Below are 17,372 nucleotides of genomic sequence, written 5' to 3'. Positions count from 1 at the left end.
CCAGCTCACGGGTGCGCGGGCGCGGCCCCCAGCAGACTGACCACGCCGGACGACCGCAGGTCCAGCCACGCGGCCTGACCGTCCACCGTGCTGTATGCCTCGACGAGTTCGGCGGCGGCGTGCTGGCACTGGATGTCGACCTCGATGGTCGGATCGCTTTGCTCCGGGATGCGCAGCACGTCGGCCAGCGGCACCGTGCCGGTGCCGACCCGCAACTGGAGGAAGTCGGTGTCACCGGGGCGGCGTTCCCACACCCGGCGCCGCCGGGTGGCGATCGCCCACAGTCGGTCGGGGTGCGGATGCCGCCAGGCGTCGGCGGCCTGCTGGCCGACCCTGCTCAGCTGAGCCCGCTTGCGTACACCGGCCAGGTACTCCAGGTACCGCTCCCGCTGCCGGAACTGGTTGCGGCGCCGACTGCTCCGCAGCTGCATCCGCACACCGATGGTGATGCCCACGGACACCACGACGAAGGCGAATCCCAGCAGGATCATCCATGCCCTGCCGTAGGCCACCATGTACGCGGCCATGCTCACGCTGGACAGCAGCGGCAGGAGCAGCATCAGCCATCCGGCCGCGCCCTGCGGCTGGGGCCGCTGGGGCGGTGAGGCCAGTTTCGTCATGCCCTCCGGCACCGGTGGGGGTGCCATCCGGACGGGGCGGTGGAACGGTATTCGACTCACGGTGACTGCCTAGCTGCCTGTCGGGGTGTGGGACACGGGGGGGAGGAGGCGGTGCTCAGTAGGGGAAGGTCATGGTGACCGCTGTCCGGTTGGTGTCGGTGACCTCCTCCGGGTCACCGCCGCCCGTCGCGGTCAGGTTGGTGAGGAACTCGGTGAAGATCTTGGTGACACCCTGTTCGGCCACGCTGAAGTTGCCCCAGGCCATGCCGACGCCGTCCGCCAGCGCGGGCAGGACCCCCCGGGACGGGTCCTCCTCGGTGCCGAACAGCTCGGTCATGACCCGCGTCCACTCGTTCTGCACCTCCTCGGCGTCCGAGGCGGCCTGACCCTGCCACGCCACGCGCAGCCCGTTCAGGGTGGTGTAAATGGTGCTGATGCGATCTGCGACGGAACTGGAGAGTTCGACCAGTGCCCTGGACGTGACGTTCAGTCCGACCGGGGACACGTCGATGACGGAGAGGTCGTAGTCGGCGGTTTCGCTGTCAGCCATTGACACACCTTCCTCGGGTCACAATCCGATGTTCGCGGAGATATGGAGTAATACAACTCAATAGGTACAAAAGGAACTTGCGCTGATAATTCATCGCATAAGCGGTTAGCATGGCATCGGCTCTTCAGGGCCGCCCGGCATGCCGCGTCGCCCGCACACCGGGCCGGGAAGTCGACGCGGCAGAGACCAAGGAGACACCGTGACCGAACCGATCGACTCGAAGTACGACGAAACACCGCTGCCCGACCCCGAGACAGTGGACGAGGACGGCGACGGAGTCGCCGATCCCTCGGAGGACAACGGCAAGGACCTCAGCCACCTGGTACCGGATACAGAGGTCGTCTGGGCCGTGCCGCCCTCCTTCAACATCGACCCGACGGACCTGACGGAGAGCGGGGACGGACCCCCGTCGGAGGAGATCACCGAACCCGCCGGGGATCTCAGGATCGACCTCGGCGCGCTGCGCACCGCGGAGCAGTCGATGCTCACCGAGGCACGCGGCGCGGTGGACAAGTACGAGGAGGTCCGCGCCCTGGTCGCAGCCGTCAAGGACACCGTCTTCGGCCAGGGCGCCAAGGACGCGTATGAGAGAAGGGGAGACAACAGCAACTCGATGGCATACGACCCGCTGCAGGGCAAGTCCGTTGCCAACCCGTTCGCCAAGACCGGCGAGACGTTCGCGGCCGAGATGAACCCGGCCATGGAGCGCGCGCTGCTCGAAGTCGGCGCCACAATCGAGAAATTGGGCGAGTACATCGCGCTGCTCAACCACTCGGGACAGGTCTACGCGGAGGCCGACCGCAAGTCCCGCTTTCCGGCTCCGCCGCCAAGGGCCTGAACCGGCGAGCTGTGCCGCCCCGTTCTGCAGGTGCTGAACGGGGCGGTCGTGCGCCGTGCCACGCCGGCACGCCGCATGCTGGACGGCGTGCGGCGTGCCGGGCGCACCGCGACGCCGCTCAGCCATCCGACGGCCCGTCGGTGACGTTGCTGTAGTTCGTGCCCTCCGCGTCGTGGTAGTTCGCGTACGTGGCGTCCATCCGGCGGAGGATGTCCTGCATCAGTGCTTCCAGATCGTGCTGGCACGTCAGGAACCAGGACTTGATGTCGTCGAACGTGGCGTAGGACGGACTGTTCCACGAGGTGCCGATGTCGTTCATCTTGGCGGCGATTGACGCCATGCCGGTCGTGATCTCCGCCGACTCCCGCCTCACCGCGCCGATCGCCTCCTTCAGTGCTGCGAGGTGTACGAGCCAGTCCTGCGTGCTTTGTTCTGCCATCTGGGAGACACCTGTCTTTCACCCGGTCCGAGGTCCTTTGGCGTCCTGCCGCTTTGCCCTGCTCAGAGAGCCTCTTCCGGGGGGAGGTCCACGGGCAGGAGCGTGGTGAGCAGTTCCTCGTCGGCTGATGCGAAATCGACGGCGCCCAAGCCGAGTTCGGCCACGCGCTGCGCGTGCCTCTCGGTCATCTGCTGGAAGACCTGCCGGGCGCTGCGTCCGTTGCCAAACTGTTCGCCGCGCGGCAGCGTCTCGAAGTAGTCGTGCAGCGCGGCGATGGTCTGCGGCGCGAAGGTGTACTGGTGGCGGTCGGCCTGGTGCTCGACGATGCGCACCAGATCGGACGAGGAGTAGTCGTCGAAGTGCAGGGTGCGGGTGAAGCGTGAGGCCAGGCCGGCGTTGGACTCCAGCAGCCGGTTCATCTCGTTCGGGTAGCCGGCGACGATGACGACCACCTCGTCACGGTGGTCCTCCATCAGTTTCACGAGCGTCGAGATGGCTTCCGAGCCGAAGTCGGTGAATTGGCCCTGGGGCGCGAGGGAGTACGCCTCGTCGATGAAGAGCACCCCGCCCAGAGCGCGCCGGAAGACGGCGGTCGTCTTGGGCGCGGTGTGCCCGACGTACTCCCCGACCAGGTCCCCCCGGTCGGCTTCGACCAGGTGACCGCGGCTGAGCAGACCGAGCGCCGCCAGGAAGCCGCCGTAGAGGCGGGCCACAGTGGTCTTGCCGGTGCCAGGGTTCCCCGCGAAGACCAGGTGCCTGCTCAGCGGCGGCGGCGCGAGCCCGGCGTCCTGGCGGGCCTTCACGATCTGCATCAGCCTCGTGAGCGTGACCACATCGTGTTTGACACCTTCCAGGCCGACCAGCCGGTCGAGTTCGGCGCGGAGTTCCTCCAACTTCGCCGCGGCCGCTTCGGGGGCCTCGGGGTCCTGCTCGCCCTCCCCCGCGGTGCCGCGGGTGGCCACCGCCCTGCGGACATCGGGTACTTGAGTGCTTCCCTGCTCCGTGGGCGGGGGCGGCAAGGTCGGCAGCACCGGATCGACCGCATCCTCGACATGACAGTCCCGCGCGTACACCTCCGCCTCCTCGTCCCGCAGCAGGTCCGTCTCGGTGCCGTCCACGACGCATCGGCGCAGCACGAACCTGGAACGGGCACCGGCGTAAACGGCAGGGAAACGGCTCCCGGTGAAGTGACAGTCGTCGTAGCGGCCTTCGCCCCCGTCCCCGACGTACAGCGCATTCTTCGCCGCAGACTCGACCGTGAGGCCATGAACCGCGGGACGGGCGGACGCGTACACGACGACACCGCTGCCCCGGGACTCGCGCACCGCTCCGCCCTCCACGAGGACCGTGCTGTCCTCCTCCAGGAGCAGGCCCGTGGTGGCTCCGGTGATCGTCACGTTCTCCAGCAGGGCGCCCGTGCCCCGGCCGACCCGGACACCGGCCTCGCCGACGGAGGTGACGGCGCAGTGAGACAGCAGGGGCCGGTGGGTGGTGGTCAGGCGTACGCCGTCGCGGTCGCCTTCGATCCGGCAGTCGCGCAGGGCCGCGTCGCCGCCCTCCACGCACAGCCCCGTCAGCTCGACGTCGGTCACCTCGCAGCGCTCCGCCAGCAGTTCGGCCCGTTCGGTGACACGGACGCCGTATTCGGGGGTGCCCCCGATCGCGCAGTCCTGTACCTCCACCCGCGCCGAACCGCCCAGATGCACGACCGTGTAGGCGGTCTCCCGCACCGTGCACCCGGTCAGTGAGACCCAAGCCTCGCCCGTCGCGTAGAGCCCGTTGGCACCGGTACGGGCGAAGGTGGAGTCGCGCGCGGTGGCGTTCCCGGTCGCGCTGACGACGAGCGCCGTGTCCGTGCAGTCCACGGCCCTCACCGAGACCAGTTCCGCGACGGCCTCTCCTCTGACCAGCACCGCGGCACCGGTGGTGCGGTGCACCTGGCAACGGTCCAGCACGATCGAGCTTTGGTCCTCCACGAGTACACCGGATCGTCCGGTGCGGAAGATCTCACAGTCGTGCAACCGCACACCCTGGGCTCGGTCAGCGGAGTGGACTGCAGCATCGACAGAGGAGGAGACCGCCACCGGGTTGGGGGCCTCGCCGGCCGGGCCGGTGCCCCACTGCCGGCGGCGCTGCGGGCCCGGCGGGCGGCCCGCCGTGCCGCGTACCCAGATCCCCAGACCGGCCGCCTCGTACAAGCGGCACTCACTCAGTGCCGCGGAGGCGTGTCCGTCCACAAGGACAGCGGTGGCTCCGCTGCCACGTATCTCACAGCGGGTCAGAGCCGCGTGCGCGCCGGCGGTCACGACGATGCCGCATCCGGCGACACCGTCCACGAGCGAGTCAGCTAGTTCGAGAGCCGCCTCGTCCTCGACGACCACGCCGTCCCCTGTGCAGCCGCCGACCGTCAGGGCCTCCAGCGTGGTGCGGCTGGTGCCTGTCAGACGTACCGCCATGCCCTCGGCCTGCCGCACCGAGCAGTCGCGCAGCAACGGAGCCGCCCCGGCGGCGACCTCGACGCGACCGCCGGTGATTTCGCAGTCCCGCAGCACCGGTTCACCGCCGCGCAGCAGCACCGCGGCCTCCCGGGGCGCGGGGGAGACGAGGGTGAAGCCGCGCAGCTCGGCGCGGCCCGTGTGCACGGTGACGGCCGGGCCGCGCGGCGCGACCACCCGTACGGTGCCCTTGGCGACTAGGACGATGTCCTTGTCCAGCACCAGCGCCTCGGTGTATGTCCCGGCCTGCACAGTGATCACCCCGCCCGGCCTGGCGTCCCTGACAGCCGCGCCGATGGAGCGGTGCGCGCCCCAACTGCCCGGTGCGACACGCTGTGCGACCGACTTCAGCTCACGCATGGTCCACCGGTCCGGCCCTCGGTCACAGGTCACCGCCCAGGCCGGTCAGCCAGCCGAAGAGACCGAAGACACCGGCGGTCAGCGGCAGGGCGGCGACGACGAGAGCGGTGACGACGGCCCCGGGCCAGGTGGGCCGCTCCGGCTCGATGGGACGCAGGGCCGCACCGAAGGCGAGGAACAGCCCGCAGCCCACCAGGACGGCACCCGCCGCGAACGCGGTCAGCGCTCCCGCGCTGGGCGAGTCGAAGAGGTACTCGGGCGCTCGTACGGCCAGCGCGAGCAGCCCGAGCACTCCGGCGGACAGCAGCGGGATCACGCTGGACAGCACGCGCATCGAGCCGGCCTGGAGCAGCAGCCCGCCGCTGACGCAGGCCACCAGGGACAGGGCGTACGCGTCCCGCGAGGTGGTCAGGGTGAGCAGAGCGGCCGTCAGGATGGTCGCGGTGACAATGCTGAGGAAGGTGAGCAGCCCATTGCCCCGGCGGACGACGGCGGCGACCTCTTCGCTGCTCAGAGCTGGGGCGCCGGTGTCCGGACCGTCGGGCACGAGCACCGCGAACTGGCTGGTGATCCGGGGCAGCAGCCCTGTCAGCACGAACAGCACCAGGGCCACCGCCGCCACCGAGCTGGTCAGACTCGCGTCCGACACGACCAGCGGCACCACGAACAACGCGGTCACCAGTGTCAGAGTCTGGAGTAGCACCGTGGCAAGAGCAGGGAAGGCGACCAGTCCGGCGAGCGCGCCGATCACTGCGGTTCCCACCACCAGGAACGGTGTGGCCACTGGGCCGTCGACCGGCGCTCCCAGGCCGGCGCAGGACAGCAGCGGGCAAGCGGCCAGCGCGAGCAGCTGGCGCACCGGACGGGGCAGCGGCCAGTTCTTGCGCTCGGAGTACCAGGCGAGCAACGCCGAGCACAGCGCGGCCAGCACGAAGAACAACACGGTCACGCCCGCCATCCGATGCGCGCCGAGCCAGGCGGCCGAGATCACCATGACCGCCAGACCCGCACCGAGAACGCTCTGGGCACGCCGGCGGGCGCTCCACAGGCCGCCGTCGTCACGGGCGTTCGCGATCTGTTCGTCAAGGTCAGTGATGGTCAGCTCGTTCAGCTCCGCGGCCCGCTGGTCGCGCAGGTACAAGGTGGCACCGTCCACGATGCCTGCTCCCGACAGCGTGTCGCCGGGGGCCATCGGGGAACCTCCCGACGGCGCGAGTGTCCATACCGGGGGCATGCCCTCGGACTCGGGCTGGCCGCACAGGGTGGCGAGTCGCGGGACGTATTCGGCGATCGGGGCCTGGGCTGGGAGTGCCAGGTCGACCTGCCTGCGGTCGCCGACCACGGTGACCCGGCAGCGTTCATCGGGCACAGATGTTTCCTTCGGTGTTCAGACAGGGGAGGCGCAAAGAGACGGGTGAGAAATGTGGTGCGTCATCGCCGCCAGGTGGACACGTTCGCCCACTCGGCGTCACTGTAGTTGTTCCAGTTGACATTCATGGCGTGGGCAATGCGGCCGAGCACGCCGTCCTCTCCGAAAAGGCCGTTGGCCGCCAGGTCCCACCCGTTCTGCATGTCCTGATAGTAGGTAGCGGCCTCGCTCTCCCTCCACGCGTCGGCCAGCGGCGACAATTTGTTTTTCAGCAGCTGGAGTTCTGTGGTTATCTCTCCGGATCTGGCGTTGATGGTGCTGCCCGCGGCTTCAAGCCCTTCGCCTACGTAGATCGGCGGTGCCGTCGATGTTGGCCATGAATCACTCCTCGAACGCGCCGGCCCTGCGGAAGAACGCGCAAATGAATCGGCTGGATACGCGGATGGATCAGTTGAAGTTCGTGCCGCTCGGGGACTTCGGAACGTCCTCGCCCAACTGGGTGAGGTTGTTCAGGTTCTGCTGTTCGGAGTCCTTGTAGTTCACGTAGCTGCCCTGAAGTCCTTTGGAGATTCCGTCCAGGGCGTCGTTGAGCATGCGAGCGTAAACGTCGTACTTCGCCATCAGGTTCTGGAACTCGGAGTGGGCTATGCCCTGCCAGCTCTGCTCAAGGCTGGTCACATAGAGCTTCAGATCAGCTAGTTGCCCGGCGATCTCCGTCGCCGTGGTAGCCGTATTGGTGGAGGCATCAGCCAGGTACTCCGGTGTCACCCGGTACGTCACACCACCGACGCTTACGGAAGGCTCGACAGCCATGGGTGGAATCCTTCCTTCTCGATCGTTGTCCCGTAGTCAAACATCTCCGTGCCGATGATCGGACCGAGTGAGCAGCACCTGAGCATCTTCTGAACACAACAGAGGGGACGTGCCCAATCCGCCGGGCTCGCGCCTTCGCGACGCCACGGCCTGGGCCCCAGTGGTCACAAAGCCAAGCCCGAACTCGTGGATGTGCTCGTACAGCTCCTGTCGGCATTCATTGGCGAGCTGACGCGCACACGAGCCGCTGAAGGGCTGGTCAACAAAGGAGTAGGGCGGCACCGGTACGGGCGCGGCCTGGGAGACCTGACGCGACAGCCCTGGCGGTGTTCAAGCATCATTGAGATGCGGACTCGAGGAAAAGGACGTGGATCGTCGAGTTCTACGCCGACCCGCCCAACGGGGCGACGGTCGTCTGCGCTGACGAATTCGGTCCGTCGATCCACGGCTCCAGCCCGTCGGCACCGGCTGGTCACCGCGTCAAGAATGAGATCGATTACTCCGGCGGGCCCGAGCGGCCGAGCCGCGTTGCTCGGTGTCGGCGTACACCGGAGCGGTGGGCACCGAGCTCGCGGTAGGGCAGGCGGTCGTGCAGGACGTACCAGGTCGCGATCGGGTGCTTGTACATGACCGCGACCATGGCCCGCTTGCCGCCCCGACGCGCTTGCACGCAGCCGCGGCACTCCGGGCCCTGAAGGACAGTCCCGCGGGATGCACTCAGCGCTGCACGCTGATGACGTATTTGCCGCGCACGCCGCCTGCTTCGAGGCGGCGGTGCGCTTCTGCGATGTCGGCCATCGGGAAGACGGTGTCCACTGCGGGGCGGACGCTTCCCGTCTCGGCCAGTTCGGTGAGTTCGGCGATCCGCTCGGCGGAGGGGTTATTGCTGAATGCTTTGATCCGGTGGGGGGTGAGGGCGGCCCGCAGCCCCACGGTGGCCATGGATGCAAGGGGACGGTCGTGGTCGAAGGCCAGCGCGACCATGCGCCCCCTGCGGGCGAGCCGTGCCCGGTAAGCGCCCAGGCGCGTGCCCACAACGTCGAGGATCACATCGAAACGGTCGAGGTCCTCCGGCCGGGTCGTGCGGTAGTCCAGGGCTTCGTCGGCGCCCAGTTCTACGATCCAGCCGAGGTTGCGGGCACTGGCAAGGGCTGTGACGTGGGCGCCGAGGGGCTTGCCCAACTGCACCGCGACGCTTCCCACGCCTCCCGTGGCCCCACGGACCAGGAGCCGCTCGCCGCTGACGAGGCCGGCCTTCTCGGTCAGGGCGGTCACGGCGGTGGTGCCCGACGTCGGTAGCGCGGCGGCTTGCAGCGGAGTCAGGTTCTCCGGGGCCCGGGCGAGCCGCTGCTCGGGAACGGCGACGTACTCGGCGACGGCACCAAAGACGAGGCGCGGCATCAGCCCCCACACCCGGTCTCCCACGCGCCAGTCGCGCACCCCGGCTCCCAACTCTGCGACGCGGCCCGTGAAGTCCCCTCCGACGCCGCGGGGGAGCCTCGTCCGGCTCACAGCACGAAGTCGGCCCTTGCGGAAGGCGATCTCCCCGGCGTCCACGCCCGCGGCGTACACCTCGACAAGGACCTGCCCCGGCGCGGGTCGAGGGGTGGGCACGTCGGCGACGTGCAGCACTTCAGGACCGCCGAAACGGTCATACCGGATGGCTCGCATGGTCTCTCCTGTACGTCGGGTCCTGGGCTGGGCAGCCAATGGGGTGACACTGCCGTCGGACCGTGTCCTATACGTCCGTCTCACCACAGACGACATGGTCTTGGCTGCTCGGTTGTCCGAGCCGCTCGGCGATGTGTGCGCGCATCGTCTCGGTGCGCTCAGGGGCGGTCACTTCCAAGAGCATGTCGACAAGGTCGGAAGCCAGTGGCCGTGCCTGACACAGGGGCAGGTGCATCCAGGCCTGGACGGCGTTCTGCGCTGCCACTTGGGTGCGCCGCCTGCCCGGTCCGAGCCGGTCGTACCAGGCGAGGGCGAGCCGGATCCAGGAGGCGGTGGCGACGATGTACTCGCCGCTCAAGTAGGCCAGATCCGCACGGAATTGCGCTGCCTCAAGGGTCGCGGCCGCCATGTCGCCCTGCTCTGCGCTGAGCTGCTGCAGGATGGCATCAGCAGCCGGTATGGCCAGGTCGAAGTCGTGGACCCGACCGGCGGCCTGGGCAGCGGTGAGCCGGTCGAGGAGACTGCCCTCTTGTTGCTGCGGCTCGGTTGCCACCCGTTGAGCGGACGCGGTTGCCGGGGCCTGGGTGGTGCCGTCGGGCATGACGCGCATGTCGAACCGGGAGCGGGTGCGGTCATCCTGGACCTGGACGAGGACTGGGAGGCCGCTGCCGACTGCTTCGACATGGAGGATCTGGATGACGGCCTGTGAGGGGTCGACCTCGTCGGGAACGACCTGCGGTTCACTGTCGATACTGAGTTGGCCGTCGCGGGTGATGTGAACCTGGTGGCGGGTGCTGGTGTTCATGGTGTGGGGCTGCAGCAGGTTGCTGCCGACCATCCTCCTCGGTATTCAGAGGTCGTTTTCTCCCGTTGTTTCATCCCGGAATCTGCCGTTTGGTGTGCCGTGTCGGATCGCGCCAGGAGATGGTGTTCTCGCTGGTGAGGCGGCGGGCCATGAGATCGGTCATGGCGAGGTGGATCATGGCTTCGGAACGGACGGTCAGGGTCTCGTAGTCGCGGGCGAGACGGCGGTGGAGCATGAGCCAGCCGTAGGTCCGCTCGACGCTCCAGCGCTTCGGGATCGGGGTGAAGCCCCTGGTCCCAGGTGCGCGCGCGGTGATTTCCATGTCGATGCCGAGGGCGGCGGCGTGCTCCACGAGGTGCTGGCGGTAGCCGCCGTCCACCCACACTTTGCGGATGCCAGGGTGGTCGGCGGCGACCTGGTCCAGGAGCCAGGTCCCGGCGACGGAGTCCTGCACGCTCGCCGCGGTGACCAGCACGGCCAGCAGGAGACCGAGGGTGTCGGTGACGATGTTCCGCTTCCTGCCCACGATCTTTTTCCCGGCGTCGATGCCCTGGCTGGAGACATGAACGCTGGTGGAGGTCTTGACGCTCTGGGCGTCGATCACGCAGGCCGACGGCTCGCTGTTCCGTCCTTCCTTCTCCCGTAACAGTTGCCTGAGCAGGCCGTTGAGATGGGCGAACACACCTTCCTGCTGCCACTTGGCGAAGTAGCCATAGACCGTGTTCCAGTGCGGGAAGTCGTGCGGGAGATAGCGCCACTGGATCCCGGTGCGGTCCACATACAAGATCGCGTCCATGATGTCGCGCAGGTCGTGCTCGGGTGGCCGGCCGAAGTCCAGAGCCCGGCCGCGGCGCTCGAAGCGCCAGGCCGAGAGCACCGGCTCGATCAACTCCCAGCGGGCATCGGACAGATCACTCGGATACGGACGTCGCGACGGCATGCTTCCGGCGTATCGCCGCGGATCGGGGGGTTGCCAGGCGCGAAGCAACGGCGCCCGAAGCACACGGCCACGAAGACGGGGGCATCCTGGGATGAGACAGGAACGAGTCGCATCCCGCCCCGCCCGTCACCCCGCAGGGCCCACAGGACCCGACCACACCCACAGCCCCTTCCGCACCGCCACCCCGCACCCCGAGAATCGCCCCATACCTGTTCGAGGCAGATGAAAACGACCTCTCAGAGGTCGTCTCAACTGGTGAGCGTGTGTCTCGGCGGGCTTGCGCCGACGCTGGCCACGGCGGGAGCGGATCGGCGGGATCCCCCGCACGAGGGGCTCCAGGGCCTGGCTGTCGTGCAGGTTGGCGCCGGAGATACCGACAGAGAGGAGCAGACCGGTCCGCCCGTATTTAGGTGGATCTTCGATCCTTTCTTGCACCGGTCCACAGGATTCGGACCTGTCAGCTCCCCCAACACGAACCGTCAGGCTTCTGACCCAGCCGATCGAGACGGCCTCTTGAGCCTGAGTTTCAGCGCATCACGCTAGAAAATGCCGCCCCAGGCGTGACGCTCGTCGGGGGCGGGATCGTCGACCACACGAATCTTCTCCCCGATCAGAGCGGTGGTACGTGCAGGTTGTGTCATAGGGCTCCCAGCCGGGCGTCCCCTTCCGCGCGAAGGACACCCACGCCTCGTGTGCTGTGGCGGCTGTCGCCGGCGAGGGATGGTCTCCGATGAGGGCCCGTACGCTGTCGTGGTTCTCCGTCCGGAAGACGAACGGCAGCTCGGTGGCGTGGCACGAGCCGAAGCCGTGGTTGTCGGCCGCCTCCAGGTGGTCGAAGCGGTACACCCAGGTGGGCCCGCATCCCCGGCGATGCGGGCTTCGGCGTACTGGAGGGCCGGAAGGGCGTAGGACCAGTCGGTGCCGATCGCCGCGAGCAGGTCGCCGGGGGGTCGCGCCGGGACGCGCGGCGCGGTAGATCGCCACCCCTTCTGGCCCAAGCCCGTACCCGCCGCCCCGGCGAGCAGGGTGAATTCCTCCACCGTGTCCAACATGTTCACGGCCACTAGGCCCAAGCGATTCTCGTCGCGGTTCCAGCCTGTCAGCAGCGGAACAGGGACTCCGGCCCCGACGCGAGCGGCGTCCAGCGGATGGACCGGCAGGACGGTGCCGTCGACCACCGGTGCGAAAGACAGCCCCCTCAGGTCCAGGCTTGCCCACTTGTCGGGGGCGGTACCGAGTTGGACCTCCGTGACCCCCTTGGAGGCGGCACGCCTGGGCCGGTCCTGCGGAACGGCTGCGATGGCGTCCCTGGTGGTCGGCACTTCGAGTGCCTCGGCCAGCAGGCTGCCGACCGCCAGCCCCTGCTCGGCGGTGAGCGTGTTGGCGGCGGCGCCGGACTGTGTGATGGCGCGGGCGAACAACCCGGCCGCGGATGGCATCACCAGCAGGGTGGCCACGCTCATCGCACCGGCTGACTCCCCCGCCATCGTCACGTTCCCGGGATCACCGCCGAAGGCGGCGATGTTGTCCCGCACCCACTCCAGCGCGGCCACCTGGTCCTGGAGGCCGAGGTTGGCCAGGCAGTCGTCGAGGAAAAGGAAACACTCCGCGGCGAGCCGGTAGTTGATCGCCGCGCAGACCACGCCGCTACGCGCCAAGGCCGACCCGTCGCACGCCGCCACGGAATTGGAACCGTTGGCGAACGAACCACCATGAATCCACACCAGCACCGGAAGGCCGCCTGCCTTGAGGTCGGGCGTCCATACATTGCGGTTGAGACACTCCTCTCCCCCGATCTCCACCTCGGGGAAGAGCCGCCGGAAGGCAGGCGGGTAGTCCCCCTTCGGCACCGTCGGCCCCATGCGAGCCGCGTCACGGACGCCCTGCCACGGAACCACCGGCTGCGGGGGCCCCATCCTGTCCGCCCCGAAAGGTGGCGCGGCATACGGGACTCCCAGGAAGGAGACGACACCCTCGCGTAAACGACCTCCCACGGTGCCGCCCTCGACAGTCACCTGGGTGCCATGCACGTCTTTCGACATCAGACACTCCTGCGCATCGTTCGCATCAGATGTTGATCGGTGAGATAAGACGGCCGGCGCTGATGACGGCCCGGCGGTGCCGCGGATCGATCAGGTGGGAGATGTCCGCGAGCGGGTCGGCGTCCAGGAGCAGAGCGTCGGCAACGGCGCCCGCAGTCACGGTGCCCACGACGTCCCGCTTCCCGATCTTTTCCGCGGCGCGACCGGTGGCCGTGGTGATGATCTCGGACAGGGGCAGCCCGGCCTTGGCGAACAGCTGCAACTCACGCAGCAGGGCGCTGCCGGGCGAGGGCATGCCCATCGCGACGTCACTTCCGGCAACGAGCTTGACCCCGGCTTCATGGAAGAGGGGCAGCGTGCGCATTGCGTAATCGAACCGGGTCTGTGCTTCGTCGACCGGGTGGTGTGGGAACGGCATGCCCCAGAAGGGCCGAGCCGCGATCGCAGCGGCATCCTCGGCCGAGGAGATCCCCTCAGCGACGAGTTCGTCCAGGTAGGCGGGGTCCCCGCTGCGGCCCAACTGCTCCCAGGTGACAAGCGTTGGGCAGTAAAGGGTTCCCGTCTCGGCCAGCAGGGCGGCGATCTGCTCCGCTTCGCTCACCTCGGCGGGATCCTCCGGGACGAAGGAGTGCTCGATGCAGTCGGCTCCGGCCGTGACCGCCTCCCGCAGATCCGTGCCTGTTGCCACATGGACCAGTACCTTCTTGCCCGCGCCGTGCGCGACCTGGATGATCGCCTCGAGCGCGGCCAGGGCAACCCGCTCGCCGCCTCTGGGCTTTCCGTCAAAGATGCACTTGACGAAGTCGACCTGATCGAGCAGTTTCTCGACCTGCCGATGTGCCTCGTCGGCATCGCCCACTCCGACGGCCATGGAACGCTCGCCATGGAACGACAGGGGCCAGCCTCCGACACTGGTGAAGACGGGTCCTGCGAAGAACAACGATGCCGCGGTGCCGCTGGCCCGGCCGGCCTCACGGATCGTGCGGCCCTGCGTGACCGATCCCCCGAGATCACACACCGACGTGATGCCGGAGTGCAGATAGTCGGTCAGGATTCCCTGGAGGTATGGCAGCCGCTTGGCTTGCGGCAAATGCATGGCGAACCCCATGAGGTGCGTGTGGCTCTCCCACAGACCTGGCAGCAGGTAGCCGCCGCGTCCGTCCAGAACCGCTTCGCCGTCGTCGCCGCTCGGCGCCCTGGCGGTGTCCGCGCCGGACGGACGGATGTCCTCGAATCGCCCGTCGGCGATGCGGACGTCCATCGCGGGCAGGCCGGCACCGCCGGTGCCGTCGATGACGGTCACGTTCTTGATGATCACGTTCGGTTCCGTTCGATGAGGTCGATCGAGGACTGTGCTCGCTGGCGGGATAACGGAGTCCAGGTGAGCCGTGGGAAGAGGCACAGTGCGTTGACGTGTTCGCCGGCGTCGAAATCGGCGCCGACGAGGCGTGCGATGTTCTCTTCGCTCAGCAAGCGCTTCCTGGCTGTTCGCAAGTTCGGGCAGGGGAGGGCTGGCGCCGCGACTGTCCGTGAAGCCGCCGCCAGGTCGGGCGCTGCTCCAAGGCTGGCCACCGGGAGCAGGATCATCCAGGCTCTGTCGATCCCAGGCTGCGGTCGCGTTGGAGGAACTGGAGGGGCCCCGGACCGTCGCGCGACCTCACCACCTTGGCCGCAGTGACGGCCTTCTCAGCGCGTCAAGGTCAAGCGGAGCCAGTTCGAGCAACGGCCGGTCGTCCGACGTGGTCGCCGCCGGGCCGCACGCAGGTCGACGGGACCAGACCGAGGCCACCGATCACACCACTACAGCAGTTTGTCGAGGGTGATGGGCAGCGTGCGTACCCGGATGCCGGTGGCGTTGAAGACGGCGTTGCCTACGGCGGCGGCCGAGCCGACGGTGCCGATCTCCCCGAGGCCGCGGGCGCCGAGGCTTCGGGTCCCGACCTCCCCGCCGTCCTCGCCGAGCGGACCGGTGAGGTGCGGGTCAGGCCGGTCGAGGAGGTGCACGTCGATGTGGGGGATGTCGGCGTTCACGGCTACCAGGTAGTCGGCGAGGTTGCTGCCGGCCAGCCGTCCCGTGTCATGTTCGAGGTGGTTTCCCTCCAGCAGGGCCCCCGAGATGCCGAAGATGACTCCGCCGACGATCTGACTCCGGGCGGCCCGGGCGTTGATGATCCGCCCAGCATCCACGACGGTGGTGAAACGGGTGACGCGGATCTCGCCGGTGAACCGGTTGACGCGCACCTCGCAGAAGTGCGCGCCGAAGCTGTGGTACGTATACCCGGGGGCGGCGCCGGCGGGCTCGGATGCGGTGGCGTCCATGCTCCGCGACCCGAGGGCCCTGAGCAGCGCGCCGAAGGTCATCGAGCGGTCATTCCCGTACAGTCGGCCCTGCTCGTAGCGCAGGTCCCCGGGGTCCTTTCCGTGCCACGGCGATTCGGAACGGGTCACTGCGAGCTGCTTGAGCGCGTCGATCGTGTCGCGGGCGGCCGCCACGACCGCCGGGACCGTGCTCTGCGTGGCGCCGGAGCCCACGGCGGGTGCGCCCGGGGGCAGCGCCGAGTCGCCGATCTCGGAGGTCACCCGCCCCAGCGGGAGCCCCAGGGCGTCGGCGCCGGCGACCGCCACCATCGTCCACGCGCCGGTGCCCAGGTCCGAGGTCCCTGTCGACACCACGGCGGTGTCATCGTCGAGCAGCCGGATCCTGACGCTTGCGGCCTGACGGTTCGCCGGGTACGCAGCGCTGGACATTCCGGTGCCGAACAGCCACTGCCCGTCGACGCGCGCGCGGGGCGTGGAGCTGCGGGCCGACCAGCCGAAGCGTCGTGCGCCGTCGCGATAGCACTCGTCGAGGTGCTTGCTCGACCACGGCCGGCCCGTGGAGGGGCTGACGGTGGCGTAGTTGCGCAGTCGCAGCTCGACGGGGTCGACACCGGTGGCGATGGCAAGTTCGTCCATCGCCGTCTCCAGGGCGAACGCCCCGGGGGCCTCGTTGGGCGCCCGCATCGCCCAGCTGCTCGGCATGTCGAGGATGACCTGCTGCGGGTTGATGCGCAGGTTGGGTGTGTTGTAGAGCGTGTCCGAGGTGGAGTGGCCCGGGATCAAGTTCCACCCACCAGCGGCCGGCCTCTCGGCGACGCTCTCGTGGCTGATGACGTTGAGGACTCCGTTGCGGGAGGCACCCAGCCTGACCGTCTGGGTGAGGTGCGGACGGTGGCCGACCAGGGTGAACATCTGCTCCCTGGTGAGGGTGAGCTTGACGGGGCGGCCAAGCTCCCGGGCCGCAGCGGCTGCGACCGGGGCCTCGCTCCACACGATGACCCGGGCCCCGAAACCGCCGCCGACGTACCGCCCGACCAGCCGCACCTGCTGTGGGGGGACGCCGAGCCGCTGGGCCAGCAGGATCGTGAACGGCGTTGGCATCTGCGCGCCGGCGTGGACGGTCAGGCGGTCGCCGTCCCACTCGGCGAGGACGGTGTGAGGTTCCATCGCGGCGTGGTGCTGCACCAACTGTTCGAAGTCAGCTTCCACGACGACGTCGCTGGCGGCGAGCGCCTCGTCGATCGACTCGATGCCGGGGGCGAGGACTGTGACGCTGCTCGGCTCCCCGGTGGACGTGGGGTCGGAGGGCTCGCGGGGTCCGTTCGCGAGGGAGGAGCGCGGTGGCTGCGCGTCGTAGGTGACGGTGATCAGCGCCGCGGCGTCGCGGGCCTGCTCGACACTCTCGGCAACGACCACGGCGATGATCTGGCCGTAGTAGCGAACGGTCATGTCCTGCAAGGGGATGTAGTTCTCGCCGAAGAAGCTGAACTCGGGTGCGAGCGGGTACAGCCTCAGGCGCCCGTCCCCCGCGACGTACACGCGCAGGACTCCGGGAGCGGCCAGCGCGGCGGCGGTGTCGATGGAGCGGATCGTGCCCCTTGCGACCGTGCTGGTGACGACGTGGGCGTAGGACATGTGGGTGGCCGAGTAGTCACCGGAGTAGCGTGCGGCTCCGGTGACCTTCAATCGGCCGTCTACGCGGGCGACTTCACGCCCGACTGGAGAGACGGTCATCCTGACTCCTGCCTGCTGGGAACGGCGCCCGCCAGCGGGACGCGGGGGCGGTGGATGGACATCGCGGTGGGCAGGGCTGCCCCGGTGCCGCCGTGGCTCGCGGGTCGACGCGCAGCGCGTGCCAGCCATCGTTGAGCGTGACCCGTACTGCCACGGGCCTGTGGCCCTGCGCAGCCACGGCCGGCGCGGCGCCCGTCACGGTCGGCACCAGCGGTGTCGCGGCAGTTGCGGCGACGGCACCGGCGCCCAGGAACCCTCGAGGAGACACGTCCGACCGATCCCGGCCCTCCTCATCGTCTGGGATCATGCGCTTCTCCTGGTTGTGCGCCGGAAGGCACCTCGACGGCTGGCGAACTTCGGTACGACCGAGCGCTTGA

Annotated in this window: 15 protein-coding genes and 1 pseudogene; 1 reads left to right on the top strand and 15 read right to left on the bottom strand. The window is 68.7% G+C overall.

The genetic code is table 11. From position 1 onward, the window contains the following. Nucleotides 1-5 precede the first annotated feature (5 nt). Together M2163_RS45970 and M2163_RS45965 are read right to left on the bottom strand one after the other, a co-directional pair. Entirely contained in the window at nt 6-680 is a 675-nt protein-coding gene (locus M2163_RS45970) for a hypothetical protein (RefSeq protein ID WP_280897136.1), read from the bottom strand. 55 nt (nt 681-735) lie between these two features. Continuing rightward, nucleotides 736-1,170: a WXG100 family type VII secretion target gene (locus tag M2163_RS45965; RefSeq protein ID WP_280846883.1), complete on the bottom strand. Its 435-nt coding sequence runs from the start codon at nt 1,168-1,170 to the stop codon at nt 736-738. Between the two features lie 199 nt (nt 1,171-1,369). On the opposite strand from M2163_RS45965, the gene M2163_RS45960 reads away from it, so the two are divergent. Then, nucleotides 1,370-2,008, top strand: a complete 639-nt coding sequence (locus M2163_RS45960; RefSeq protein ID WP_280846884.1) for a hypothetical protein — start codon at nt 1,370-1,372, stop codon at nt 2,006-2,008. Between the two features lie 118 nt (nt 2,009-2,126). On the opposite strand, the gene M2163_RS45955 is transcribed toward M2163_RS45960, so the two are convergent. The 13 genes and pseudogenes from M2163_RS45955 to M2163_RS45895 form a co-directional block, all read right to left on the bottom strand. After that, the gene (locus M2163_RS45955) at nt 2,127-2,447 is read right to left on the bottom strand and encodes a hypothetical protein (RefSeq protein ID WP_280897135.1); all 321 of its coding nucleotides are present in this window, start codon (nt 2,445-2,447) and stop codon (nt 2,127-2,129) included. A 62-nt stretch (nt 2,448-2,509) separates the two neighbouring features. Then, nucleotides 2,510-5,302, bottom strand: a complete 2,793-nt coding sequence (locus tag M2163_RS45950) for a right-handed parallel beta-helix repeat-containing protein (protein ID WP_280897134.1) — start codon at nt 5,300-5,302, stop codon at nt 2,510-2,512. 22 nt (nt 5,303-5,324) lie between these two features. Beyond that, entirely contained in the window at nt 5,325-6,671 is a 1,347-nt protein-coding gene (gene eccD / locus M2163_RS45945) for a type VII secretion integral membrane protein EccD (RefSeq protein WP_280897133.1), read from the bottom strand. A 62-nt stretch (nt 6,672-6,733) separates the two neighbouring features. Further along, nucleotides 6,734-6,874 (bottom strand): hypothetical protein, encoded by a 141-nt coding sequence (locus M2163_RS45940; protein ID WP_280897132.1) that lies wholly within the window; start codon nt 6,872-6,874, stop codon nt 6,734-6,736. A gap of 244 nt (nt 6,875-7,118) precedes the next feature. Next, a complete protein-coding gene (locus M2163_RS45935; protein ID WP_280846890.1) occupies nt 7,119-7,484 on the bottom strand; it encodes a WXG100 family type VII secretion target in 366 nt (121 codons plus the stop codon). Between the two features lie 496 nt (nt 7,485-7,980). Next, nucleotides 7,981-8,112 carry a hypothetical protein gene (locus M2163_RS45930; RefSeq protein WP_280897131.1) on the bottom strand — a complete coding sequence of 44 codons (132 nt, stop codon included), beginning with the start codon at nt 8,110-8,112 and terminating at the stop codon, nt 7,981-7,983. An 89-nt stretch (nt 8,113-8,201) separates the two neighbouring features. Then, nucleotides 8,202-9,155, bottom strand: coding sequence for an NAD(P)-dependent alcohol dehydrogenase (locus M2163_RS45925; RefSeq protein WP_280897130.1), 954 nt, complete (start codon nt 9,153-9,155; stop codon nt 8,202-8,204). A gap of 67 nt (nt 9,156-9,222) precedes the next feature. Continuing rightward, nucleotides 9,223-9,993: a hypothetical protein gene (locus M2163_RS45920; protein WP_280897129.1), complete on the bottom strand. Its 771-nt coding sequence runs from the start codon at nt 9,991-9,993 to the stop codon at nt 9,223-9,225. A gap of 37 nt (nt 9,994-10,030) precedes the next feature. Next, the gene (locus M2163_RS45915; protein ID WP_280892845.1) at nt 10,031-10,900 is read right to left on the bottom strand and encodes an IS5 family transposase; all 870 of its coding nucleotides are present in this window, start codon (nt 10,898-10,900) and stop codon (nt 10,031-10,033) included. A 261-nt stretch (nt 10,901-11,161) separates the two neighbouring features. Further along, nucleotides 11,162-11,406, bottom strand: a pseudogene (locus M2163_RS45910) (IS5/IS1182 family transposase); the annotation flags it as partial. Nucleotides 11,407-11,439: 33 nt separating this feature from the next. Beyond that, nucleotides 11,440-12,942: a carboxylesterase family protein gene (locus M2163_RS45905; RefSeq protein ID WP_280897128.1), complete on the bottom strand. Its 1,503-nt coding sequence runs from the start codon at nt 12,940-12,942 to the stop codon at nt 11,440-11,442. A gap of 25 nt (nt 12,943-12,967) precedes the next feature. After that, complete coding sequence (locus M2163_RS45900; RefSeq protein ID WP_280846894.1) at nt 12,968-14,260, bottom strand: amidohydrolase family protein; 1,293 nt, start codon at nt 14,258-14,260, stop codon at nt 12,968-12,970. A gap of 482 nt (nt 14,261-14,742) precedes the next feature. Further along, nucleotides 14,743-16,995 (bottom strand): xanthine dehydrogenase family protein molybdopterin-binding subunit, encoded by a 2,253-nt coding sequence (locus tag M2163_RS45895; RefSeq protein ID WP_280897127.1) that lies wholly within the window; start codon nt 16,993-16,995, stop codon nt 14,743-14,745. Between the last annotated feature and the right edge of the window lie 377 nt (nt 16,996-17,372).

The sequence above is a fragment of the Streptomyces sp. SAI-135 genome (assembly GCF_029893805.1).
Classification (GTDB): domain Bacteria; phylum Actinomycetota; class Actinomycetes; order Streptomycetales; family Streptomycetaceae; genus Streptomyces.
Note: the sequence above shows the minus strand (reverse complement) of the source record. Positions and strands in the feature narration are given on the sequence as shown.

What these genes read in the sequence shown, in the direction of transcription:
- M2163_RS45905 (WP_280897128.1), bottom strand. Translation starts at nt 12,942, where the DNA reads ATGTCGAAAGACGTGCATGGCACCCAGGTGACTGTCGAGGGCGGCACC.
- M2163_RS45915 (WP_280892845.1), bottom strand. Translation starts at nt 10,900, where the DNA reads ATGCCGTCGCGACGTCCGTATCCGAGTGATCTGTCCGATGCCCGCTGG.
- M2163_RS45920 (WP_280897129.1), bottom strand. Translation starts at nt 9,993, where the DNA reads ATGGTCGGCAGCAACCTGCTGCAGCCCCACACCATGAACACCAGCACC.
- M2163_RS45950 (WP_280897134.1), bottom strand. Translation starts at nt 5,302, where the DNA reads ATGCGTGAGCTGAAGTCGGTCGCACAGCGTGTCGCACCGGGCAGTTGG.
- M2163_RS45935 (WP_280846890.1), bottom strand. Translation starts at nt 7,484, where the DNA reads ATGGCTGTCGAGCCTTCCGTAAGCGTCGGTGGTGTGACGTACCGGGTG.
- M2163_RS45940 (WP_280897132.1), bottom strand. Translation starts at nt 6,874, where the DNA reads ATGCAGAACGGGTGGGACCTGGCGGCCAACGGCCTTTTCGGAGAGGAC.
- M2163_RS45955 (WP_280897135.1), bottom strand. Translation starts at nt 2,447, where the DNA reads ATGGCAGAACAAAGCACGCAGGACTGGCTCGTACACCTCGCAGCACTG.
- M2163_RS45965 (WP_280846883.1), bottom strand. Translation starts at nt 1,170, where the DNA reads ATGGCTGACAGCGAAACCGCCGACTACGACCTCTCCGTCATCGACGTG.
- M2163_RS45895 (WP_280897127.1), bottom strand. Translation starts at nt 16,995, where the DNA reads ATGACCGTCTCTCCAGTCGGGCGTGAAGTCGCCCGCGTAGACGGCCGA.
- M2163_RS45925 (WP_280897130.1), bottom strand. Translation starts at nt 9,155, where the DNA reads ATGCGAGCCATCCGGTATGACCGTTTCGGCGGTCCTGAAGTGCTGCAC.
- M2163_RS45930 (WP_280897131.1), bottom strand. Translation starts at nt 8,112, where the DNA reads ATGTACAAGCACCCGATCGCGACCTGGTACGTCCTGCACGACCGCCTG.